22 protein-coding genes and 1 tRNA gene are annotated in these 20,901 nt (G+C 60.8%); 13 read left to right on the forward strand and 10 right to left on the reverse strand.

Annotated features, from left to right (window positions below):
* The first annotated feature begins 226 nt into the window (after positions 1 to 226).
* Entirely contained in the window at positions 227 to 1,231 is a 1,005-nt protein-coding gene (gene gap, locus WB650_RS10270; RefSeq protein ID WP_423960342.1) for a type I glyceraldehyde-3-phosphate dehydrogenase, read from the forward strand.
* Positions 1,232 to 1,234: 3 nt separating this feature from the next.
* On the opposite strand, the gene WB650_RS10275 is transcribed toward gap, so the two are convergent.
* On the reverse strand, positions 1,235 to 4,690 hold the full coding sequence (locus tag WB650_RS10275; protein ID WP_423960344.1) for an adenylate/guanylate cyclase domain-containing protein: 3,456 nt from the start codon (positions 4,688 to 4,690) through the stop codon (positions 1,235 to 1,237).
* A gap of 206 nt (positions 4,691 to 4,896) precedes the next feature.
* On the opposite strand from WB650_RS10275, the gene WB650_RS10280 reads away from it, so the two are divergent.
* The 4 genes from WB650_RS10280 (at position 4,897) to WB650_RS10295 (ending at position 7,394) form a co-directional block, all read left to right on the forward strand.
* Complete coding sequence (locus WB650_RS10280; protein ID WP_422302499.1) at positions 4,897 to 6,072, forward strand: phosphoglycerate kinase; 1,176 nt, start codon at positions 4,897 to 4,899, stop codon at positions 6,070 to 6,072.
* 5 nt (positions 6,073 to 6,077) lie between these two features.
* On the forward strand, positions 6,078 to 6,851 hold the full coding sequence (gene tpiA / locus WB650_RS10285; RefSeq protein WP_422302501.1) for a triose-phosphate isomerase: 774 nt from the start codon (positions 6,078 to 6,080) through the stop codon (positions 6,849 to 6,851).
* Positions 6,852 to 6,860: 9 nt separating this feature from the next.
* Positions 6,861 to 7,241: a preprotein translocase subunit SecG gene (gene secG / locus WB650_RS10290; RefSeq protein ID WP_422302502.1), complete on the forward strand. Its 381-nt coding sequence runs from the start codon at positions 6,861 to 6,863 to the stop codon at positions 7,239 to 7,241.
* 67 nt (positions 7,242 to 7,308) lie between these two features.
* A tRNA-Leu gene (locus tag WB650_RS10295) sits at positions 7,309 to 7,394 on the forward strand.
* A gap of 67 nt (positions 7,395 to 7,461) precedes the next feature.
* Here WB650_RS10295 and WB650_RS10300 read toward each other — a convergent pair.
* Complete coding sequence (locus tag WB650_RS10300) at positions 7,462 to 8,436, reverse strand: SPL family radical SAM protein (protein WP_423960346.1); 975 nt, start codon at positions 8,434 to 8,436, stop codon at positions 7,462 to 7,464.
* A gap of 349 nt (positions 8,437 to 8,785) precedes the next feature.
* Between WB650_RS10300 and WB650_RS10305 the strand changes: the two genes are divergently transcribed.
* Positions 8,786 to 9,595 carry an SDR family NAD(P)-dependent oxidoreductase gene (locus WB650_RS10305; protein ID WP_422304916.1) on the forward strand — a complete coding sequence of 270 codons (810 nt, stop codon included), beginning with the start codon at positions 8,786 to 8,788 and terminating at the stop codon, positions 9,593 to 9,595.
* Positions 9,596 to 9,685: 90 nt separating this feature from the next.
* Positions 9,686 to 10,537: an adenylate/guanylate cyclase domain-containing protein gene (locus tag WB650_RS10310; RefSeq protein ID WP_422304914.1), complete on the forward strand. Its 852-nt coding sequence runs from the start codon at positions 9,686 to 9,688 to the stop codon at positions 10,535 to 10,537.
* Between the two features lie 66 nt (positions 10,538 to 10,603).
* Here WB650_RS10310 and WB650_RS10315 read toward each other — a convergent pair whose 3' ends face one another.
* From WB650_RS10315 to WB650_RS10325, 3 genes are all read right to left on the reverse strand, one after another.
* The gene (locus WB650_RS10315; protein WP_422304912.1) at positions 10,604 to 11,017 is read right to left on the reverse strand and encodes a DUF3147 family protein; all 414 of its coding nucleotides are present in this window, start codon (positions 11,015 to 11,017) and stop codon (positions 10,604 to 10,606) included.
* On the reverse strand, positions 11,018 to 11,359 hold the full coding sequence (locus WB650_RS10320; protein WP_422304910.1) for a DUF3147 family protein: 342 nt from the start codon (positions 11,357 to 11,359) through the stop codon (positions 11,018 to 11,020).
* 199 nt (positions 11,360 to 11,558) lie between these two features.
* Positions 11,559 to 12,563 carry a WD40/YVTN/BNR-like repeat-containing protein gene (locus WB650_RS10325; protein ID WP_423960348.1) on the reverse strand — a complete coding sequence of 335 codons (1,005 nt, stop codon included), beginning with the start codon at positions 12,561 to 12,563 and terminating at the stop codon, positions 11,559 to 11,561.
* A gap of 387 nt (positions 12,564 to 12,950) precedes the next feature.
* Between WB650_RS10325 and WB650_RS10330 the strand changes: the two genes are divergently transcribed.
* A complete protein-coding gene (locus tag WB650_RS10330; protein WP_422307159.1) occupies positions 12,951 to 13,289 on the forward strand; it encodes a hypothetical protein in 339 nt (112 codons plus the stop codon).
* On the opposite strand, the gene WB650_RS10335 is transcribed toward WB650_RS10330, so the two are convergent.
* Positions 13,290 to 14,210 (reverse strand): methionyl-tRNA formyltransferase, encoded by a 921-nt coding sequence (locus tag WB650_RS10335; RefSeq protein WP_422307161.1) that lies wholly within the window; start codon positions 14,208 to 14,210, stop codon positions 13,290 to 13,292. It abuts the gene before it with no gap.
* Between the two features lie 117 nt (positions 14,211 to 14,327).
* Here WB650_RS10335 and WB650_RS10340 point away from each other — a divergent pair, with 117 nt between their 5' ends.
* Positions 14,328 to 14,618, forward strand: a complete 291-nt coding sequence (locus WB650_RS10340; protein ID WP_422307163.1) for a hypothetical protein — start codon at positions 14,328 to 14,330, stop codon at positions 14,616 to 14,618.
* 36 nt (positions 14,619 to 14,654) lie between these two features.
* Positions 14,655 to 16,493, forward strand: a complete 1,839-nt coding sequence (locus tag WB650_RS10345; protein WP_422307165.1) for an alkaline phosphatase family protein — start codon at positions 14,655 to 14,657, stop codon at positions 16,491 to 16,493.
* Between the two features lie 400 nt (positions 16,494 to 16,893).
* Here the strand turns inward: WB650_RS10345 and WB650_RS10350 are convergent, their stop codons facing one another.
* A complete protein-coding gene (locus tag WB650_RS10350; RefSeq protein WP_423960351.1) occupies positions 16,894 to 17,583 on the reverse strand; it encodes an NnrU family protein in 690 nt (229 codons plus the stop codon).
* A 113-nt stretch (positions 17,584 to 17,696) separates the two neighbouring features.
* Here WB650_RS10350 and WB650_RS10355 point away from each other — a divergent pair, with 113 nt between their 5' ends.
* From WB650_RS10355 to WB650_RS10365, 3 genes are read left to right on the forward strand one after another with little or no spacing between them, the layout of a single operon-like run.
* Complete coding sequence (locus WB650_RS10355; protein WP_422307170.1) at positions 17,697 to 17,879, forward strand: hypothetical protein; 183 nt, start codon at positions 17,697 to 17,699, stop codon at positions 17,877 to 17,879.
* Positions 17,880 to 17,887: 8 nt separating this feature from the next.
* Complete coding sequence (locus WB650_RS10360; protein WP_422307172.1) at positions 17,888 to 18,403, forward strand: RNA polymerase sigma factor; 516 nt, start codon at positions 17,888 to 17,890, stop codon at positions 18,401 to 18,403.
* 5 nt (positions 18,404 to 18,408) lie between these two features.
* The gene (locus WB650_RS10365; protein ID WP_422307174.1) at positions 18,409 to 19,212 is read left to right on the forward strand and encodes a methylated-DNA--[protein]-cysteine S-methyltransferase; all 804 of its coding nucleotides are present in this window, start codon (positions 18,409 to 18,411) and stop codon (positions 19,210 to 19,212) included.
* A gap of 79 nt (positions 19,213 to 19,291) precedes the next feature.
* On the opposite strand, the gene WB650_RS10370 is transcribed toward WB650_RS10365, so the two are convergent.
* From WB650_RS10370 to WB650_RS10380, 3 genes are all read right to left on the reverse strand, one after another.
* Positions 19,292 to 19,615 carry a hypothetical protein gene (locus tag WB650_RS10370; protein WP_422307176.1) on the reverse strand — a complete coding sequence of 108 codons (324 nt, stop codon included), beginning with the start codon at positions 19,613 to 19,615 and terminating at the stop codon, positions 19,292 to 19,294.
* Between the two features lie 67 nt (positions 19,616 to 19,682).
* The gene (locus WB650_RS10375) at positions 19,683 to 20,030 is read right to left on the reverse strand and encodes a glycine zipper domain-containing protein (protein WP_422307178.1); all 348 of its coding nucleotides are present in this window, start codon (positions 20,028 to 20,030) and stop codon (positions 19,683 to 19,685) included.
* A gap of 14 nt (positions 20,031 to 20,044) precedes the next feature.
* Positions 20,045 to 20,398: a glycine zipper domain-containing protein gene (locus WB650_RS10380; protein WP_422307179.1), complete on the reverse strand. Its 354-nt coding sequence runs from the start codon at positions 20,396 to 20,398 to the stop codon at positions 20,045 to 20,047.
* Positions 20,399 to 20,901: the final 503 nt, after the last annotated feature.

The following is a 20,901-nucleotide window of genomic DNA, read 5'->3' on the forward strand; positions in this document are numbered from 1 at the left end:
CGTGAAAAGAACCTGAGAGCAACAGGGCGTCCTCGCCATTTTGCGACTAGTACTGGGTGCAGGGGCCACCCCTGCCCAGGAAAGCGTGAAAACCACGGTGTTTTTCACATTAAATAAGGTGATTTTCTTCCCTCCCACTGCATTCGCGGCCTCTACGGCGTAGAATCTGTACATCGCGGCTGAACTTATCTAAGGTTCGGGGCGTTGCAATGGGAGGATTCGAGCGGTGGCGATAAAAGTCGGGATTAACGGATTCGGGCGGATTGGCCGGATGTTCCTGCGGGCGGCGCTGACCAAAAAGGATATCGAAGTCGTCGCCGTCAACGATATTACCGACGCGCCCACGCTGGCGCATCTGCTGAAGTACGATTCTATCCACGGCACGCTGCGCCACGAAGTCAAAGCGGAAGGCGCCAGTATTTTCCTCGATGGCAAGCCGCTGCAGGTGCTCGCTGAACGGGACCCCGCCAAGTTGCCGTGGAGCAAGCTCGGGGTGCAGGTGGTGGTCGAATCGACCGGACTGTTCACAGCGCGCGACAAGGCCGCGATGCATCTGGCGGCCGGCGCGAAGAAAGTCGTTATCAGCGCGCCCGCCGACGGTGCCGACGTCACGCTATGCCTCGGCGTTAACCAAAACGCTTACGACCCGAAGAAGCACGACGTGATTTCCAACGCGTCGTGCACTACCAACTGCCTCGCACCGATTGGCAAAGTTTTGCACGAGAGTTTCGGCATCGTTCACGGGTTGATGACCACCGTGCACAGCTACACGTCGGATCAGATGTTGCAGGATGGCCCGCACAAGGATTTGCGACGCGCACGCGCCGCGGCGGTCTCGATGATCCCGACGTCGACGGGAGCGGCCAAGGCGATTGGCCTCGTGCTGCCAGCGCTTAACGGCAAGCTCGATGGAATCGCGATTCGAGTGCCGACCTCGAACGTCTCGCTGGTTGATCTGACGGCGACGCTCGAGAAGGACACCGAGGTGAAATCGGTCAACGCTGCGATGAAAGCGGCGGCGGACGGCGCGCTTAAGGGGATTCTCGAATACAGCGAAGCGCCCCTGGTGTCAGTGGATCTGAACGGCAATCCGCATTCGTCGATTTTCGACGCGCCGTTGACCAAGGTCGTCGGCAAGCGGCTGGTGAAAGTATTTTCGTGGTACGACAACGAATGGGGCTACTCGAACCGGCTGGCAGACATAGCCGCATTCGTGGCGGACCGGCTCTAGCGGTTAATCGTTTAGTCCATCGAGGACAGCCTTCGCGTCTTTCAGATCGGCGATGTCGAGGCCCTCGCTGAACCAGTTGTAGATTTCGGAGAGCATCGCGCGAGCCTCGTCGCGCTTTCCTTCACGAGCCAGCAGTTGCGCGAGGCTTGTGCTCGCGCGCAGTTGTTCCATTTTCGCGCTCTGATCGGCGCTCAATTGGATAGACTGGCGGAGACTCTGTTGCGCTTCGTCGATCGAGCCGGCTCTCAGCAGCAACTCGCCGCGGATGCGCCAATAAAGTGCGTCGGTACCTCTGGCAGAGTGCTGGTTCCTTACCTCGAGCCATTGGTTGAGAGCCGCGAGACCGCGGTCGAACTCGCCGAGGCGGCTGTAGGTATCGGCGACGAACGGGAGCAAGTTCAATCGGTTGATCTCGGCTTCGATGCTTTCCGCTTGAGCGAGCTGTTCGTTCATCATCGCGAGGCCTTCGCGCAGCCGCCCTTGCAACAGAATCGTCCAGGCCAGACATCGGTTCGCGATCGCGAGCCAAAAGGGAAAGCCGTGCTCGGTGCACAACGCGATCAGGTCGTCGCATAACTTGGCGGCCATCGCGCCCTCACGCCGAGCGCAATGAGCCTGGACCAAAGTCAGCAGGGCCATCGCATAGCTGAAAGGATCTGACTCTCTCGTGACGGCCTTCATCGCTTCATGGCACCGCTGCAACGATTGGTCGGGATAGCCGAGATTAAACAGCAGGTCGCTCAGGCCGGTGAGGCAGAGCACGTTTGGATCGGGGCCGAAGCGCGCAATTCCTTCGATGCGCGCCGGTACGTTCTCAAACGACAGCGATTTTTCGAGATGATCGTGCGCGGCGGTCAAGTCGCCGGCCTGCACCAACGACGCACCCAGGGCGTAGTGCGCGAACTTGAGCATTCGCGCGCGTGGGAGCTGCACACTGTCGTCGAGGCTCAGCGCCTGGGCCATCGTCTCTTGCGCCACTCTCAGCGCAGATGCCGTGTCGCCGCGAGTGTAGTGAAAACCCCAGACGCCTTGCAGCGCCATAAATCTCTGACTCTGTTGCAGAGGGTCTGTGAGGTTGCGCGCGAGTTCATAGCCGCGCGAGAAGGCCCGCTCGACATCTTCGGACAAGAAGCCCTTCGCCGCCATCAGCGCGACGCCCAGCACCATCTGCAGCCTGAGTTCATCCTGCGCGCGCGCCTCGCTTTCCGGCGTCGTCGCCAGCAATTCAAGCGCGCGATTGACGTAATCGATCGCCTCCGCGTAGAGCGAGCGCTGCGACGCCTGGTTCGCCGCGCGCCACAGGAACTCGACGGCCTTGGTGAGATTTGCGCTGCGACTATACTGGTTGGCCAGCTCCGCCAGATGGTCGTCGAGCTGCGACGCATGAATCGTCTCGATCGCCGCCGCCGTCCGCTCATGCAATATCTTGCGCCGCTCCATCAGCACCGATTGGTACGTGACCTGCTGCGTGAGCGCGTGCTTGAAGGTGTATTCGAATTCGCCAGCTGAAGGCTGCTCGTAGACGAACTCCGCGACCTGCAGGTCGTCCACCATCGGCTGGATCTGGTCGTTCGGGATTCCAGTCACCGCGCGAACGAGGTTGAGCGGAAACTCTTTGCCGATCACCGACATCGTTTGCAGCAGTTCCTTTTCGGCCGGCGGCAATCTGTCGATGCGCGCGGCGAGGATTCCCTGGACGGTTGGCGGAATCTTGAGATCGCCCAGCGGACTGATCAGACTGACGGTCCCATTGCGCACCAGCGCGCCGTCCTCGAACAACGTCTGCACCATCTCTTCGATGAAGAAAGGATTGCCCTCGGTCTTTTCGACAATGAGCCGCTTGAGCGGGTCGAGCTGCGCGCCGTCTCCGAGTATGGACTGAAGCATCTCGGCGGCGTTTTCTTTTGCGAGCGGGTCGAGCCGCAACTGCGTGTAGTAAGTCTTGCCGCCCCATTCATGGCGATACTCGGGGCGGTAGTTCACCAGTAGCAGGATTCTCGAAGTGGCGATCGAGTCGGCGAGCAGGTTCAGCAGAGCCTGCGTCTCCTCGTCGATCCAGTGCAGGTCCTCGAAGATCACCATCAGCGGCTGGTTGAGCGACTCGCGCGTCAGGATACGCTTGATCGCGTCGAGCGTGCGCCGCTTCTTGATCTGCGCATCCATCTGCGCGAGCGGGTCCTTCTTTTGCAACTCGCGCAGGTATTCGTCGAGACGATCGAGGCTTTGCTCCCAGTGCCACTGATTGCGATCGTCCCCCTCGACGATCCCCAACAGCGAGAACAGGTACGGCCGCGTACCTTCCAGCGACGGATCAAGGATCGCGAGCCGTCCGGCAATTTTCTCGCGTCGCTTGCGGGCATCGTCTTCAGGCGAAATCTCGAAGTAGGAGTGCAACAGGCCGATCACCGGCAAGTATGCGGTCGCTTTGCCGTACGACACCGAAAACGTCTCCAGCACCATCCAGCCTGATTGCGAAGTCGCTTTGAATTCGTAAATCAGGCGCGACTTGCCGACTCCCGGCTCCGCCATCGCGGCAACAATCTGCCCGTGACCGGCGCGGGCCTGATCCGCCGCAGTCTTCATCGCTTCGATCTCGCGATTGCGCCCGACGAATTTCGTGAAGCCGCGCCCAGCCGACCGCTGGAGCCGGGTTCTGAGCGGACCGAGTCCCGTAACTTCATAAACCTCGACCGGATCGCTGACGCCTTTGATCCGCGCGGGCCCAAGCGGCTTGAGTGCGAAGTAACCCTCCACCAGTTTGCGCACCGTATCGCTTATCGCGATCGATCCGGGGGCCGAGAGCGCCTGGAGCCGCGACGCGAGGCTGGTCGAGTGTCCGATCGGTGTGTACTCGGTGTTCCGCTCGTCGGTCTTGATGGTGCGGACTACGACCTCGCCGGTGTTCACGCCGACGCGCACCTGCAGGTTCACACCTTTTTCGGCGCGCAGCTTCTCTGCGTATCGCTTGACCTCTTCCTGCATGCGCAGGGCAGCGTACAAAGCGCGCTGCGGATGGTCCTCGTGCGAAACCGGGGCACCGAACAGCGCGAAGATGCCGTCGCCGGTGGACTGTACAACGTAGCCGTCGTAACGATGGGCCGCGTCGATCATCAGCTTCAGGGCAGGATCGACGATCGCGCGGGCCTCCTCGGGATCGAGGTCTTCGATCAGATCCATCGAGCCCTTGATGTCCGCGAACAGCGCGGTGACCGTCTTGCGCTCGCCTTCGAGATTTCCGGCGGCGGGCGTCTCGGCTATTCGAATCGGCGAGTCATTCGATTTCTCTGTCGAGGCCGCAGCCGCGGGTGATCCGAGCGCCGTGCCGCAGGTTCCACAAAAGCGCTGGCCGCCGGGATTGTCGGCGCCGCATTTTGGACAGAGATTGGCGAGCAGCGCGCCACAATCGCCACAGAACTTGTTGCCGGCCGGATTTTCACTTTTGCAATTCGAGCAGCGCATCGGTTTTCCCTGCTGAAGGCAGGCGCCGCCCAATCTTCTTATCACCCGGCGCGCGCCCAGCACTACACGGCTGCAGGGTTTCCCAGCTAACATGCAGGATTAGCTAATTCGCAAGTTTTTCCCCAGCCTGTTAAATTATTCGGCTCTATGTGCCGCAAAAATCAAAGCGCGTCACTGGCGACCCGGATTGAGTGAGTGGTCCCGCGATGCCCGTAGTACCGATCACGAACCTTCAGTTCAAAGACAAGAAGGTGCTGGTGCGATGCGATTTCAACGTGCCGATCGCCGAGGGCAAAATTCAGGACCCGGCGCGAATTGACGCGAGCCTCGATACGATTCGCTATATCCTCGAGCACGGCGGCGTGGCCGTGCTCTGTTCGCATCTCGGTCGTCCCAAGGAACGATCCGCAGAGTTCAGTCTCAAGCCGGTCGCCGAGTACCTGACCAAGGTGCTCGGGCAGAAGGTGAAGCTTGCACCTGACTGTGTCGGCGATCACACCGGCAGAATGATCGATGCGCTCAAGCCGGGCGAGGCGATCCTGCTGGAAAATCTGCGCTTCCACAAAGAGGAGGAGGCCAACGATCGCGACTTCTCGCATGAGCTCGCGCGTTACAAGCAGGTTTACGTGAACGACGGTTTCGGCACGGCGCATCGCGCCCACGCGTCGACGGTGGGAGTCACGCGATTTCTCTCGGAGCGCGCGGCGGGATTCCTGATGATGCGCGAGCTGGACGCGCTACGCAAAGTTACTGAGGATCCGCAGCGGCCGTCGGTCGCAATCATGGGCGGCGCGAAGGTCTCCGACAAAATCGGACTAATCAAAAATCTGCTGAACAAAGTCGATTCGATTCTGATTGGCGGCGCGATGGCGTACACGTTCCTCAAGGCTCAGGGTATCACAGTGGGTCGCTCGCGAGTCGAAGACGACAAGATCGAGTTGGCGAAGGAGCTGCTGGCCGACGCCGGACGCAAGGGCGTCAAAATTATCCTGCCCTCGGATCATATCGTCGCGGGCGCTCCTGAAGGCGCCGCGACGCCTCATACGGTCACTGAAATTCCATCCGAGATGATGGGGCTCGATATCGGGCCGCAGACCGTCGATACGTTTATCGCGGAGATCGCGCGCGCGAAGACCGTCATTTGGAACGGGCCGCTCGGATTCTTCGAGGTCCCGGCCTTCGCGACCGGCACGATGCGCGTGGGCGAGGCGCTCGCGAATCAGGCGGGCGTAATCTCGATAATCGGCGGCGGCGACACGGCGGCGGCGATCGCGCATGCGCCGTGGGCGAACAAGTTCACGCATATCTCGACCGGAGGCGGCGCCACCCTCGAATTTCTCGAAGGCCGCGAGCTGCCGGGCGTAAAGGCGCTCGAAGTCTGACACCGATGCGCAGGAAATTGATCGCCGGGAACTGGAAGATGCATCTGCTGCCGGCGGGCGCGCGCGCGCTGGTCGAGAGAATCCGCGCTGAGATCGATCCTCTCGCCGCGACGCTCGCGAAAGATCGCGAGGTGATGGTCGCGCCGCCCGCGATTCTCATACCGGCTGTGGCGCAGGCGCTTGCGGGGTCGTCGATTCTGCTGGGCGCGCAAAATATGCACTACGAGGACAAGGGCGCGTTCACCGGCGAAGTGTCGCCGCCGATGCTGCTCGCGTACGGCGTCACTCACGTGATCCTCGGGCATTCGGAGCGCCGCCATATCTTTCACGAAAACGACGAGCTGATTAACAAGAAGGTGCTCGCCGCATTGCACCATCGGATGACCCCGATAATGTGCGTCGGTGAAACCCAGGACGAACACGACAGCGGTCGCGCGCTCGACGTCGTACTGCGCCAGCTTCAGCGCGGGCTCGAAAACATCGGTGACGATCACGTGATCAGGATAGTGATCGCGTACGAGCCGGTGTGGGCGATTGGCACCGGGCGCACCGCGACGCCCGAGCAGGCCGAAGCAATCCATGGCGCGATTCGCGGCGCGATACTCGAACGATATGGGCGCGAGCGCGCGGATGCAGTGCGGATTCTCTACGGCGGCAGCGTCAACGACGAGAATGTTGACTCGCTCGTGTCCAAGCCCGATATTGACGGGGCTCTGGTCGGCGGGGCAAGCTTAAAGGCTGACTCGTTCGCGCGGATCGTCAGGGCGCGGACTCGCTAAAGAAGAAAAATGGTTTCAATCGTCATTTCGATTCATGTGATCGTCTGCGTTGCGATGGTCATTATTATACTACTGCAGCAGGGCAAGGGTGCGGAGGTCGGCGCCGTGTTCGGCGGATCGAGCCAGACCGTGTTCGGCGCGAGCGGCGCGGGCAACGCGCTGACCAAGACGACGTGGGCGCTCGCGATAATTTTTTTCTCGACTTCGATCTTTCTGGCGCTGGCGTCCTCGCGGCGCGTCACCGGCAGTATCTTCGAGCATCCGTTTTCGTCGATGCCGGCGGGGAGCGTGATGCCGGCGAAGCAAGCGCCCAAGAACGCGAATCCCGCGGCGCCCGCTCCGGCGGCTGCAAATCCGGCCGCACCGGCGACGCCAGGATCAACGAAGTAATCGTCGCATTTTCGCAGCTGCGGCGGAGCGCCTGCCCTCAACTGAAGCTCCGGGCTGCATACTCGATGCGCGGGTGGTGGAATGGCAGACACGCCAGTTTGAGGGGCTGGTGGTAGCAATACCGTGCGGGTTCAAGTCCCGCCCCGCGCACCAGAATTAAATGTGAAACCCGCGGTGGGTTTCACACTTCCTTCGGCAGGGGTGACCCCTGCACCCAGTGTTAAGAAAAAAGTGAGCTCTGTCGCGGCGGCTGCGGCGTGACCGGCGGTTGCGTCATGTAGCGATCGGTGATCGGGAAACCGTGGCGCTCGCGGATGCGATTGAAAATCATGCGCATCCTGTCGTCGTAGGCGTTCGGTGCGTATTCCGCGCGGCCATAGAACATGTCGATACGCTCGGCCAGATGCGGGAAGCGCTCCTTGATGAACGGAATGAAGCGGCGCGCTGCCGCGGGTTTCAGAAACAGCGAACGCCACCATACGCCCGACGCGTTCGCGCGACGCGCCGCGCGAATCACATTTTCGATCGCCGCGGGATCGTCAGTGAGGCCCGGAATCATCGGCATCATCAGTACGTTGCATCGGATTCCCACGCGCGCCAGCTCGAATAGCGCGCGCAGGCGCAGGCCCGGTCGCGGCGCCCGCGGCTCGAGGATTCGCTGCAGCTTGCGATCGAGCGTTATCAGCGAGAAGTTCACCGACAGCTTCGAGCGGCGATTAATTTTTCGCAGCAGCTCGAGGTCGCGGACGATCAGGCTCGACTTGGTCGTGATCGATAGATCCAGGCCCTGGAGCTGCGCGAAAATTTCGAGCATCGAGCGCGTCAGACCGTACTTCCGCTCGGCCGGCTGATAGGGATCGGTCGCGGTGCCGATCGCGATCGCGTCGGTGCCAATCGGCGTGCGCGACAGGGTGCGCGACAAGACCTCGGCCGCCATCCGCTTGACGAAAATCTTGCGCTCGAAGTCCATCGGATCGCGCAACTCGAGAAAATCGTGGGTATAGCGCGCGTAGCAGTAGACGCATCCGAACTCGCATCCGCGATACGGGTTGATGGTCCATCGAAAGGGCATGCGCGGACTGTCGCATCGATTGAGAATCTGGCGCACCGGCATCTCGATAAACTCGACCCCGCGAGTCGCGTCGAGGTCGTCGGGCGGCGGCGAATAGAGTGGCAGTGTGGCGGCGGTGTTCATATGACGGCATGGCTATCTTCGCTTTTTCTTCGCTATATTGTCAAGGCCATCTTGCAAAACAGAGCAGCAATTCTGCAGCCTGCGAGAACATGGTAGGACGGAATTTATTCCGTCGGGGAAAGAAATCGATTGTGGCATTAGCGAGCGCCGGAGTTTTCGCGATCGGGATTGTGGTGTCACAACCTGCTAGATAGTAATCGGATGGCTTGGCGCACGGTACCGGGATTAACGCAGATCCGGAGCAAAAGCGGAATCTTGAATCGCGCGCTGCGCGCGCTGAATAAGGACCCTCACCTTCGATCCTCTCCCTTGTGGGGAGAGGGGAAGAGCAGGTCCGGAGGAATCGCATATGGCTGATACCGGGCGCAAGTATCGGGAGAAGTACGGCCAATGGGCTCTTGTGACCGGAGCGTCGGCGGGGATTGGGCTTGAGTTTGCGCGGGCGCTTGCGCGCGAGGGCATGTCGATTGTGCTGACGGCTCGGCGCGAGGATCGGCTGAATGCGCTCGCCGCCGAGCTTAAGGAAAAATATCGCGTCAATACTCGCGTGGTCGCGGTCGATCTCGCGGCGAATGACGGCGCGGATCGGTTGGCGGACGCGGTCGCGGATTTGGAGATCGCGGTGCTCGTCAACAATGCGGGCTTTGGTTACGCGGGACGTTTCGACAAGCTCGCGACGGACAGGCTGCGCTCGATGGTGGTCGTGAACTGCGTGGTGCCTGTTGTGCTGACGAGCAGAATCATTCCTGGGATGGTGAAGCGTGGGCGCGGCGCGGTAATTATCGTGGGATCGGTCGCCGGACGTCAGCCGCTGCCGCTGCATGCGGTTTATAGCGCGACCAAGGGATTCGATTTGCTGTTCGGCGAGGGATTGTGGGGCGAGCTGCGCGGGACGGGCGTCGACGCGCTGGTGATCGAGCCGGGTCCAACCAAGACTGAGTTCCAATCGGTGGCGGGCGAGAGTGTGGGCGACGATCACGGCGAGCCTGCGGAGAATGTGGTACGGGTCGCACTCGACGCGCTCGGGAAACATCCGAGTGTTATCTCGGGATGGTTCAACTGGGTGCGCGCGAACGCGGTGCGGCTGGTGCCGCGATCGACGGCGACGATAATCGCGAAAAGAGTTATCGAGGGGCAGACGCCGGTCGAGATGCGGTAAAGGCGCTCTAGCAGCAGAATCTTGAGTCACAAGGGGTGGTCACCTATTCTCGCTACGGCTTCGGCGGGTTCTTGTCGCTAAGGAGTTCCGATGGCGCGACCGCAAGCAAAGAATTTTCGTAGCCCCGATCAGGTGCGGCAGTTTTCCAACGGCCGGATTGCGAACGTTTCACATGGCGAGACGACGATCGGCCGTTTCGTGTTTCAACCGGGATGGCGATGGTCGCGTGATGTCGGGCCGATCGCGGGCACGCGTTCCTGCCAGATTCATCACCAAGGCGTCGTGCTACGAGGAAGGCTGCTGGTGGAGAGTGATACGGGCGAGGTGTGCGAGTTCGCCATCGACGACGTCTATGACATTCCGCCTGGTCACGACGCGACAGTGCCCGGCGACGAGCCGTTCGAGGCAATCGAATTCGCGAGCGCGCGGCTTTACGCCGCCCCGGGCGATGGAGATCGCGCGCTCGCCGCGATGCTATGCACCGATATCGTCGATTCAACTGCGCATCTGCGGAGGCTAGGAGATTCGGCGTGGCGTGAGCTGCTCCTCGAGCATAACCATCAGGTGCGCCTGGAACTGAACAACTTTCGCGGGCGGGAGATTCAGACGACCGGCGACGGGTTCCTTGCGGTGTTCGACGGTCCCGCGCGAGCGGTTCGATGCGCGCGGTCGATTGGCCGATCGGTTACGCGGCTCGGTATCGCAATTCGCGCAGGGGTTCACACAGGCGAGGTGGAGTTCGTGGGCGATAACGTAAGAGGGCTGGCGGTCCATGAAGCCGCGCGCGTCGCGGGAGTTGCGGGGGCAGGCGAGGTCCTCGTTTCTGCGACGACGAAGCATTTGCTGGAAGGTTCGGGGATCGCGCTTGAATCTGCCGGAGTCCATGAGCTCAAGGGCCTGGGTGAGGCGCGCGAGTTGTTCAGGATTACGGGGTCTGAGTGAAGGAAGGGTGAGAATCGGTGGCGGAAGTCAGCCGCTGCCGTTGCCACCAAGAACTTCGCCGGACGATCAATGTCTTAGTCGCCAGATTACGGTTGAGATAATCAGCCAGATCACGGTAGCGGCAGATAGGACTGCCGCGGCGCTATGTCTGTCGATCAACTGCCATACGACAAGGCCGAATCCAATGAGTCCTATGCTGCCGATTGCGGCGCCGACCGCGTCCAGGGCAGCGGCTTGTGCTCCGCGTCTTGCGCCATGAAGTCCGGCTTGTTTCTTTTTTTTGATTTCATTTTTTTCGACTAAGGTCGCGCTCGCAGGAAAGATTGCGGGGAAAGCCAGGAAGAGACCGCCCACACCTGGTCCAAAGTGTTGGGCAATCAAGCCAGTCGCGACAGTGACCAGTCCACCGAAAAGAAAACGGATTGCATAGTCGGTCCATCGGGTTCGGCGCAAAGCTGAAAGATTTACTGAAACTGTCATCTAGCCGGGCCAGACCGCATAGAAACTGAAAGCTACTACAAACCACAGCAGCAGGAACCCCGGCGCAGCTATCGACGCGGAAAGCCTGAATCGCTGTATGGCGTAGGCCACTGCGCACGCGTAGGCCATGAAGGCGATCGCCCCTACAATCATTGAGCGAGCTTCTATAGCAGCGTAGCCGGGTCCTTCTCGATAGACAGTTAGAGAAATTGTTGCGAGAGCTATCGACGGGGCGGCGCCGAAGAGTCCCGCGAAGTTCTTAGGCTTAAGGACATCGCCTATAGCCGCAAAGGCTGAGACTACTATTCCGCCGACCAGGAATCGGATTGCTAAGTCGCCCATGTTTATATCTGTCCGAAGTCCTGGCGCGCGCCTCTAGCATGATATGGCCAGTCGACGGGACGTCCGCGCCAGACGGAGTCGCTCTCTTCAATCTACGTCAACGACAATCCCGGTCAATGGAAATTGGACTCTAGTCGCGCGATAGACGGTGCCCGTGGCGGCTGCCGGCTCGTGAAGGAAAGGGGCAGCCAGCGCTGGGTTACGGAATTATCGCGAGGTCGTAGGCCGGAGGCAGTTTCTCGGCGAGCGTCGTGAGCGACGCGCCGTCGGTGCTGGCGCGAATGACTGCGCCGTCGTTGCATACGGCGAAGAATCCCCCATTTTCAGGATCGGCTTTGATTCGCATCACCATCCCACGCCCGAAATTCTGTTCGGCTGAGATTGGCTCGAAACTCTCGCCGCGATCGGCGCTGCGGAAAAGCATCGCGTCCGCTCCCGTCGGTGCGACGCGCCAGGTGGGCGGCGGACCCATCGCAGCCGCGGTGAAGAGGTCGTCGCGATCCGGCGCACTGACGAGCAGTGGGATCGTGTAGGTACGGTTGAGCCCGCGCGTCACCTGCTCCCACGACTTGCCCGCGTTGTTGGACAGGTAGAAGCCGCCGCCAGTAGTCGCGTAAAGGCGGCGCGAGTCGCGCGAATCCACCGCGACGGTGTGAATGTCCTCGTAGAGGCCGTCGTTGAGCGTCTCGAAAGTCGCGCCCTCGTTGCGCGATCGGAAGACGCCGCCCTCTTCGACGCCGACGTACATCGTCGACGGCTCATGCGGATCGAAAGCGATCGAGCGCACGTGCGGAATATGCGGCGGCGGCGGAAACGTCCAGCGGTCGCGTCCCGGAATTCTCAGGAAGCCGTCGGACTCCTTGAAGACGCGGCCGCGATCGTCGCTACGGAACAGGCGCGCGTGCGAGGTGCCGACGAATACGCGATCCTTCACGGCCGGAGATGCGGCGACCGACCAGACTTCTTCTTCGCGCGCGAGGGGGGGAGTGACGTCGGTCCAGGTGCGGCCGCCGTCGGTCGATCGGGCGAGCGTGCCCTTGCCGCGGATTTGCTCGGTCGATCCGGCATAGATGAGATTGGGATCGGCGGCGTCCTGCGCCATGCACCAGACGGCCGACGGATCCGCGAGCACCATCAACGGCGTCGCCCCGCGCGCAGGATCCAGAATCACAATCCCCTTAGCCGTCCCGACGCAAAGTCTCATCCCCGTAACACCTCCTCAGCCGCGACGGGATCGTAGCGCAAAGGATGACAGCGGGACAGCGGGGAACGAGAACATAGGAACGTTATTGAATGTGAAACCAGCCTGGGTTTCACACTCCCCTGGGCCGGGGTGACCCCTGCACCCAGTAAAAAAGAAAGATGCGGGACTTCGTCCCTGTTAGAACTTTTTTGGGGCGGAGAGGCGCAGTGATTTACCTCGCCCGTTACTTTACGGGAGAGGAGGCCGGCGGGCGCAGCCGCCGGTCGGTGAGGGTTCCGGGCTCAATCACAAATGCTCGCCTGCTCACTTTTTTCTGTCGCTCCGTCTTTGTGTCATTCTAGAGCGAAGCGAAGAATCCCGGATCTTTTCCTTTGCCGCTCTATGTCGATGAAGCCTCACCACGCCTTCGCGCTTGCGATTGTTCTTTGGTACCTGATGATTCCGCCGATCGGCCTCGATAACAAAATTGATCCGCATGCGCCGTTATCGAATTGGAGAATAGGCGTGGGTTTTCAGTCTCAGAAAGAATGCGACGACTCGCTCAAGGACGCGATCCAAAACCCTATGACTCCGGCTGAGTATCAGGCAGCAGCCAAGGCAACGCAGAAGGCGAAGATGAAGCCGCTGACCATGTCGGAGATGACAAAGCGGACGGCGGAGTCGCTATGCGTCGCGGGCGACGATCCTCGGCTTAAGGCAAAAGCAAAAAGCGCGTTGCCGAAATAATTACGTCAGCTTCGCACCGACTTTGAGATCGCCGCCCGATGCCAGCTCGGCAGGTGCGACCTTTTTCGGATTTGGATCGATTCGGGCTCGCTTCACTGTGATCGTTCCGCCGGAGAGCGCGATCTTCATTCCGTCCGCATCGACGGCGACTATTGTGCCCGGTTCGGCTTGCGAGCTGGTGGCTGAGAACGCGGCTTCATACATGCGCAGGCGTTGGTCGCCGAGGTTTGCGAAAGCGCCGGGCTGCGGATCGCATCCACGGATCAGGTTGAAGACTTCGCGCGCCGGCTTTGCGAAATCGATCTTTGCGTGCTCGTCGCGGCATGGCGGCTCGTAGGTCGCTTTGCTTTCGTCCTGCATAATCGAGGGCGCGTTGCCGGATTTGATCAGGTCAACCGCCTCGACCATCGCGTCGATGCCCGTCGGGAAGAGCGTGTTAAAATAAATCGAGCCGACGGTGTCGCTCTCCGCGATCGGCACGCGCTTTTGCACGAGTATCGGGCCGGTGTCGATACCCTTATCCGGCCAGAACCATGTGACTCCCGTTTCCGCATCGCCCTGGATGATCGCCCAGTTGATGCCGCTGGCGCCGCGATGGCGCGGCAGCAGGGAAGGGTGAAAGCAAATCGATTTGTAGCGCGGCGCGTAGAGAATTCGCTCGGGCACAATCAGTGTGACGAACGCGAGGATCGCGAGGTCGGCGTCGAGAGCCTTGAAATGATCGAAGGCGGCGTCGTTCTTGAACGATTTGGGCTGGCTGAGCGGCAGGTTCATCGCGCGGGCTTTGGCAGCGAGCGGATCCGCCTTGCCCGCGGGCGAATCGGGCGGCGCGAAGACGTGAACGATCTCGTCGCCATGATCGACGAGCGCCGCGAGCGCTTTTTCCGCGAATGCGGCCTGGCCGAGCAGTGCAATACGCAACGTCGTGGACCTCCGACTTTCTCCGGTCACGCTACCAAATCAAAAATCGAGTTGCATCCTGAAACGGCATGTCATCGGCGGCGTACATTGAACTGGAGCTTCAGGGGAAAACTGAGGATGCGCGGATCTGCTATTTCAACGCTCCTTGCCGCGGCGATATTCGCGGCCGCTGTGATTTCCGCGACTGCGGGCGGCCCGGCGAATCAGCCGGTGCCGGCGCCGGGGAATCACAACGAGACGCTCGTGCTCGGCACCGGCACAAAAAAGATGACGCGCACGAAGAATCGGCTGCCGGAGAAATGGGTCGGCAAGCCGAGCGACAGCCTGAACGCGACCGACGTCATCTGGGAATTTTTCAAGGCGCATCCGCGGATGCCGTTAACCAGTCCGATCGCGAAGAATCATTGACACAGTTGGCTGTGGGCCTGTTTGATGACCGATCGAATGTCTTCCACTCGACGGCTGTCTGAAATTCTCGCGGTTCTCTTTTTATTTTTAGTATCTGTTGGTGCGCCGATCTGCGCGCAGGATTCTGCCAGCGCGCATCGCGGTCGCGGACGTATCGTGGTCTTGATGGTGTGGGACGGGCTGCGGCCCGACTTCGTCACGCAACGCGACACGCCGAATCTCTTTCGGCTCGCGCGCGAGGGCGTGCGCTTCGACAAGCATCACTCGATCTTTCCGACGCTGACGATGGTGAACGCGACTGCGCTCGCCACTGGTGCGCCGCCGGGCGTCAACGGACTCGAGGGCAACAACTTCTACTTGCCGCCCTCGGCGGAAACGCCGAAGGGTCAGGTGGTCAGTGCTGAGGGCGCCAAGGCGATTCTGAATCTGAACGGGTCCAGTCAATTCAAAGGGCGCCTGATTGGCCTGGACACCATCGCGCAGGAAGTAGCGCGCGAGGGCGGTTACGTCAGCGTTGTTGGCAAGCAGGGACCGACCGCGGTGTTTGATAATCGGGTCGCGACGCTCGTCGACGGCAAGGACATCGTGGGCGAGGCGCACAAGGATTACCTGTTCGCGTCCGAAGATTTAGTTGCGCAGTCGGCGAGTCAGAAGATCACGGTTCCGCCCGATTCGAAAACTACGGTCGCTGACGAGCAGCGCGATTTGTACTATGCGCGGTTGGTAGTCGAAGACGCGCTACCGGCCGCCAAGCTCGCCGCCGACGCCGGCCGGCCCGCGCTCGTCGTTTTCTGGCAGCATAATCCCGATCTCACGCAGCACGTCGCCGGTCTCGGCACGTTGCCGGCGATGGAAGCGCTCAGCCTTTGCGACAACAACCTGATGAGCGTGCGTGCGGCGATCGAGGCGTTGGGAATCGCGGACAAGACTGATCTGATCATCGTCTCGGACCACGGCTTTGCGACGATCAAGTTTCGAATCGTGCTGTCGGAGATGCTGGTCGCGGCGGGAATCAAGAAATCGCACGACAGCACCGACGTGGTGGTCGTGCCCAACGGCGGCGCGGACCTCGTGTACCTTTCGCCGACGGAATTTGCGACGCCGGAATCGAAGCAGGCGGTGCTGCAGAAGATCGTCAACTTTGCCGAGGCGCAGGAATGGTGCGGGCCGATCTTCTCGCGCGATCCTGCGACAGCGCCCGACGAGCCTAGTCGCCGCGGACATCGTCAGCGCGCGCCGAAGCCGTATCTCGGATGGATCAATGGGACCTTCAGCCAGCGCGTCATCGGCCTGTACAATGCGGAGCGATCGCCCGACCTGGTGATTTCATTTCGCGAGGAGCCCGATGCTGATAACAAAAATCTCACCGGCCCAACCAATCCCGCGTTTCTGATCGGGCAAATCGGACAAGTCTCGATGCCGAACAAATCCGCCGAACTGCTGCATCCGGTGAAAGGACTCGTGTACGCCGACACCGGGACCAGTCAGACGTTCACCACCGGCATGGGGATGCATGGCGCGGCAGGCGAGCGCGAGATTCATAATTTCTGCGCGGCGACCGGCCCGGACTTCCGGCGCGGGTTCGTCGATCTGAATCCCACCGCGAACATCGACGTCGCGCCCACAATCACGGAGATACTCGGCACGCTGCCGAATATCGGGCCCGGCGGCGTCGCGCCCGCAGGACGCGCAATGGCAGAGGCACTCATTGACGGCCACCGCAGCGCCGGCGGATCGCATACGCAGACGATGACGGCGGACCTGATGCTGCCAGGCGTCGAGGCGGTAACGACACTGCACGTGTCATGGATCGGCGACGAACCGTATCTCGACAGCTCAACCGTCGAACACAAACCACTCGGCAGCTCGCCGTGAGCGGCGCATACGAGGAACTTAGTTGAAATGAAACCACCGTGGGTTTCACGCTTCCTTCGGCACGGGTGACCTCCTTCGGCTTCGCTCAGGACAGGCTCTGCACCGGTGAAAAAGAAATCGCGAAATGTTGAGGACAACATTTCGCTCACAGGTTCGGAAGGGCGGCGCGGCTCCGAAAATTCCTCGCCCGTTCCTTTACGGGAGAGGAGGACGGCCGCATCGCGGCCGGTAGGTGAGGGTTCCGGGCCTCAAGAAACCCGCTCGCCACGTCGCAATCTCTTCTCTGTGTCTTTGCTCCTTGTGTCATTCTAGAGCGAAGCGAAGAATCCCGGTTCTTTCTTTGGTCTGCCTCAGCCAGGTCCTCGATTCGGTCACTCAAGTCGCGGCGGCAGTGCCGTCCTTAGCCGAGCGGATTGCCGCCGAAGATTATGGGATGTAGCGCGAGGATCACGGCTGTCAGCACTACGCCCGCGCCGATCGCGGCCCACGGCGTGTCGCCGCTGGCCCATCGGACTTGGCCGCTAATTAGCGCCGCGAACGGCACGAATGACGTGTGCGCGACCAACTCGCGATAGCGATCGCCGAGCTCACGAATCTTGCGCGCGTCCTGATGCATCCCGCCGATGATTCCGAGCGCGGGGAACATCCCAAAGAAAATCACGTCGCCGGCCCATCCGTTCATCAGGATGTGCGCGATACCGAACAGGCTGAACGCGACGAATGACGGGTGCCGTGTGATCTTCAGAATGCCGCGCGGTTCCATTGTGCCGCCCGGCGCCATCCCCGCAGGGTTCGGGTTGATGAAACTGCCGACGAACAGGATCAGCGCGGTCAGCATCAGGATCCACGCGAGCCATCGAATCGGCGCCACCGCGCGCAGATACCAGAGCAATGGACCGGCGTGCTTGTTGCGCGCGAACTCATAGATGAGCGGGCCAAGCGTCGCCGCCGCAACGATCGAATAGATGCCGCGATACGGCTGCTCACCGACCGCACTTATCAGGCTCGCGCGCACGGCGGACGACGATATGATCAGATGACTGCCGAGGAATGAGACTGCCCATAGTGCAATCCAGCCGGTCGGATCCATAGCGCGATAATCGCAGGATCGCGGCGTGCGTCAATGCAGCGCGCGCGTTGCACCACAGTGCTCGATTCACAGATCGGCTCGAGCGGGGTTGTAGGTATCAGGAGCACAAAACAATGATACCCACCATCCAGATAGAAGAGGCGCGGTTCACCGAAGTTGCGGAGCGCGCGGTCGAACGCGAGATCGGCGACGGCATGCGGCTGGCGCAGGCGTGCGTCCTCGAGGAAATTCTCGGCGCGGTTTTCGGATCGATCACGCTGTGGTACTTGGTGAGTTCTATCGCCAGCCTTTCGTGACAGACGCGATGCCGACGTTCAATCTCAAGCTGCCGCCGCCATTCGAAGACGCGGTGAAAAGCATGGAGCGCGAGATCATGCGCTTCCTGGTGCGATCGACCGGCGATCGCGACGACGCGATGGATCTCTTCCAGGAGACGTGGCTGCGCGCCTATCGCGCCTATCCGACGCTGCAATCGGAAGACGGGCTGCGGCCGTGGATTTTCCGAATCGCGTCGAACCTGTGCCGCAATCGCGCGCGCGACCGGATGCGCCGCGGACGCGTCATCTCGAATGAGAGCGCGGACAGCGAAAGCGAATCGATCGAGCGTCGCGCGGCTCATCATCTCAACGGCGGACCTGAGGGCGCGCTTCATCTGAAGAGATCGATCGCGCGGCTGCCCGGAAAGCAGGGTCAGGCACTGATGATGCGCAAGTTCGCGGGACTCGAATATGCGGAAATCGGCACGGCGCTGAATTGCTCGGCCGAAAGCGCGCGAGCCTGCGTCTATCAAGCGCTGAAGAAACTAAGGATCGAAGAGTGACCAGTATGAAGACCAATCGAACGGCGACGCGTGTGAAAGAGAGTCCACCTATAGACGACCGGATGATCGACGCGATGATCGGGAAGACGCGGCCACGCATCGAGCGCGCGATGAAAATCATTCGACGCCCGCAAGCGCGAGTCGGCGTGATTCCGTCACCGCTGGGAAAGCTGCTGGTCGCTGAGAGCGATCGTGGCCTCGCGGCGCTTCATTTTCTTTTTATCAGTGGAGGCGAGCGGACGCTCGAGATGCTGCGCAGGAAGTTCGATCTGATCGAGAACGAGGCGAGCGCGCGCCGGATCGAGAAGGAAATCGACCGCGTGTTCGAGGGCGGCATCGACGCGACCGATCGCCCGGTAGATCTGAGCCTGGTCGAGAGCGAATTCCAGCGCCATGCGTACATGCTGCTGCGAAAGGTCCCGGCCGGCGCGGTGATCACCTACCAGGGGCTGGCCGCAAGTGCGGGAAAGCCGAACGCGCAGCGCGCAATCGGCACCACGATGGCGACGAATCCGATTCCGATCTTCGTGCCGTGTCATCGCGTGATCAAATCCGACGGAACGATCGGCAACTACGGCGGCGGCGTGGACAACAAGATCAAGCTGCTGCGCGCGGAGGGATTCGACGTCAGCCGCGACCTGCGATTGCCGTCGCGCGCCGTCATGGGCCATCGACATACAAAAATATTCTGCCGCCCCGATTGCTCGGCGGCGCGCCGCGCCGATCCTAACAACGCGTTAATCTACGCGGACTCGGGACACGCACGACACGAGGGACTGAGGGCATGCAAGCTGTGCAAGCCGGAATGAATCGCGGTTATTGAAAAACGAAAAGAGCGACGCCAGGTGCGGCGCCGCTCTTCTTTTGTGAGGATCGCGCGGTTCGGAATTACTCGGTTTCCGACTGCGATTTCATCTGCTGAATCTGTTCGCGCTGATTCTCGATTTCCTGCTGCTGCTGCTGCACCTGGGCCTGCGTCTGCGCGTTGGCGTTCTGCGTATTCTGCATCGAGTTGCCGATTACGTAGCCAGTTCCGCCGCCGAGGACACCACCGAGTGCGGCGCCCGCCAGAGGATGGCCGACAGCCGCTCCGACCAGGGTACCACCAACCGCACCAATGCCCGCCCCGCCAAGTGTGCCTTCTTCACGAGTCGAGAGCGGCTGCCCTGAGCATCCGGCTACAACGAGCGATCCCGCCAGAGCCAAACTCATTATTATTGCTGTTAAACCTTTGCGCATCTGAGAACCTCCATCTTCCAATCACTATACGTCAGCCGGGCTATTCGGTTTCCTGTTGGCCCTTCAATTGTTGGATTTGCTGACGTTGCTCTTCAAGTTGTTGTTGTTGCTGCTGAACCTGCGCCTGGGTCTGCGCCTGCGCATTGTCATTGTTCTGCATCGCATTGCCAACCGCGAAGCCGCCTACGCCGCCGATAGCGGTTCCGATAGCTGCGCCCGCCAGAGGTGCACCGACGGCAGCACCAATTATAGCGCCAGTAGCCGCGCCGACCGCCGCACCGCCCAAGGTGCCTTTCTCACGGGTGGACATCGGATCTCCCGAGCATCCTGCCACCAGGAACAGGGCAGCGAGCGCCAATGCACCTGTGACAATAGCATGTCTGCGCATGGAGTTTTCCCTTGCTATTCCGTCTCGCCCGAACTCTTCAACTGTTGAATCTGTCTCTGCTGAGACTCGAGCTGTCGTTGTTGGGAGCTGATTTGCGCCTGGGTCTGCGCGTTTTCGTTCTCGCGATTCTGCATCTCGTTGCCGACCGCGTATCCGCCCAAGGCTCCGATACCACCGCCGATCGCAGCACCCGCCAGCGGGTTGCCTACCGCCGCGCCGATTATTGCGCCAGTTGCGGCGCCGACGCCGGTGCCGATGAAGGTGCCTTTTTCACGGGTCGAGAGTGGCTGCCCCGAGCATCCCATGACCACTGCGATCGCAACCGCCACGAACAGACCCTTGATTATCGATGCCGCATTTGTCCGCACGGCGTCCTCCTTCGAGTTTGATGAGCAGTTTTCATGCCCGCGAGCGGCGATATTTCCCCGCTAACTGCGGACCGGTTTCAGTTTCGCCCAAGCTAGTTTTCTACCTTATTCGTTCTCAATCAACCATTTAGAGCATGATTCGATCGATTGAAATTTTTACCTGATTCTCAAATTTCGGAGCGACCATGGTAAACGAATATTCATCTTCGACCCCGCCCGCAACAATACCAAAACCTCGACCGCGAAACCGCCCTCGACCAACCATCGCAACCGCGGGCATCGCGGAGAGGCATCATAAGTCAGACGACGACTCATTGGAATGATCTCCCAACCTCGCGATTGTCCCCCTTCCTCGAGGGAAGGGGTTACTCATCCAATCCGGTTCCCCTTCCCTGGAGGGAAGGGGTTAGGGGTTAGGTGTCGAGTTGCAACAGGTTGTCCCTCGGAAGGCGAGAGATAGGAGTGCGGCCGCCGATGCCTTGATGGGGGCGGTGATGATTGTA

The organism is Binatus sp. (SeqCode), from assembly GCF_049584895.1.
Classification (GTDB): Bacteria; Desulfobacterota; Binatia; order Binatales; family Binataceae; genus Binatus.

Coding starts and splice junctions, on each gene's coding strand:
- WB650_RS10275 (WP_423960344.1), bottom strand. CDS start 4,690: ATGCGCTGCTCGAATTGCAAAAGTGAAAATCCGGCCGGCAACAAGTTC.
- WB650_RS10280 (WP_422302499.1), top strand. CDS start 4,897: ATGCCCGTAGTACCGATCACGAACCTTCAGTTCAAAGACAAGAAGGTG.
- tpiA (WP_422302501.1), top strand. CDS start 6,078: ATGCGCAGGAAATTGATCGCCGGGAACTGGAAGATGCATCTGCTGCCG.
- secG (WP_422302502.1), top strand. CDS start 6,861: ATGGTTTCAATCGTCATTTCGATTCATGTGATCGTCTGCGTTGCGATG.
- WB650_RS10300 (WP_423960346.1), bottom strand. CDS start 8,436: ATGAACACCGCCGCCACACTGCCACTCTATTCGCCGCCGCCCGACGAC.
- WB650_RS10305 (WP_422304916.1), top strand. CDS start 8,786: ATGGCTGATACCGGGCGCAAGTATCGGGAGAAGTACGGCCAATGGGCT.
- WB650_RS10310 (WP_422304914.1), top strand. CDS start 9,686: ATGGCGCGACCGCAAGCAAAGAATTTTCGTAGCCCCGATCAGGTGCGG.
- WB650_RS10315 (WP_422304912.1), bottom strand. CDS start 11,017: ATGACAGTTTCAGTAAATCTTTCAGCTTTGCGCCGAACCCGATGGACC.
- WB650_RS10320 (WP_422304910.1), bottom strand. CDS start 11,359: ATGGGCGACTTAGCAATCCGATTCCTGGTCGGCGGAATAGTAGTCTCA.
- WB650_RS10325 (WP_423960348.1), bottom strand. CDS start 12,563: ATGAGACTTTGCGTCGGGACGGCTAAGGGGATTGTGATTCTGGATCCT.
- WB650_RS10330 (WP_422307159.1), top strand. CDS start 12,951: ATGAAGCCTCACCACGCCTTCGCGCTTGCGATTGTTCTTTGGTACCTG.
- WB650_RS10340 (WP_422307163.1), top strand. CDS start 14,328: ATGCGCGGATCTGCTATTTCAACGCTCCTTGCCGCGGCGATATTCGCG.
- WB650_RS10345 (WP_422307165.1), top strand. CDS start 14,655: ATGTCTTCCACTCGACGGCTGTCTGAAATTCTCGCGGTTCTCTTTTTA.
- WB650_RS10350 (WP_423960351.1), bottom strand. CDS start 17,583: ATGGATCCGACCGGCTGGATTGCACTATGGGCAGTCTCATTCCTCGGC.
- WB650_RS10355 (WP_422307170.1), top strand. CDS start 17,697: ATGATACCCACCATCCAGATAGAAGAGGCGCGGTTCACCGAAGTTGCG.
- WB650_RS10360 (WP_422307172.1), top strand. CDS start 17,888: ATGCCGACGTTCAATCTCAAGCTGCCGCCGCCATTCGAAGACGCGGTG.
- WB650_RS10365 (WP_422307174.1), top strand. CDS start 18,409: ATGAAGACCAATCGAACGGCGACGCGTGTGAAAGAGAGTCCACCTATA.
- WB650_RS10370 (WP_422307176.1), bottom strand. CDS start 19,615: ATGAGTTTGGCTCTGGCGGGATCGCTCGTTGTAGCCGGATGCTCAGGG.
- WB650_RS10375 (WP_422307178.1), bottom strand. CDS start 20,030: ATGCGCAGACATGCTATTGTCACAGGTGCATTGGCGCTCGCTGCCCTG.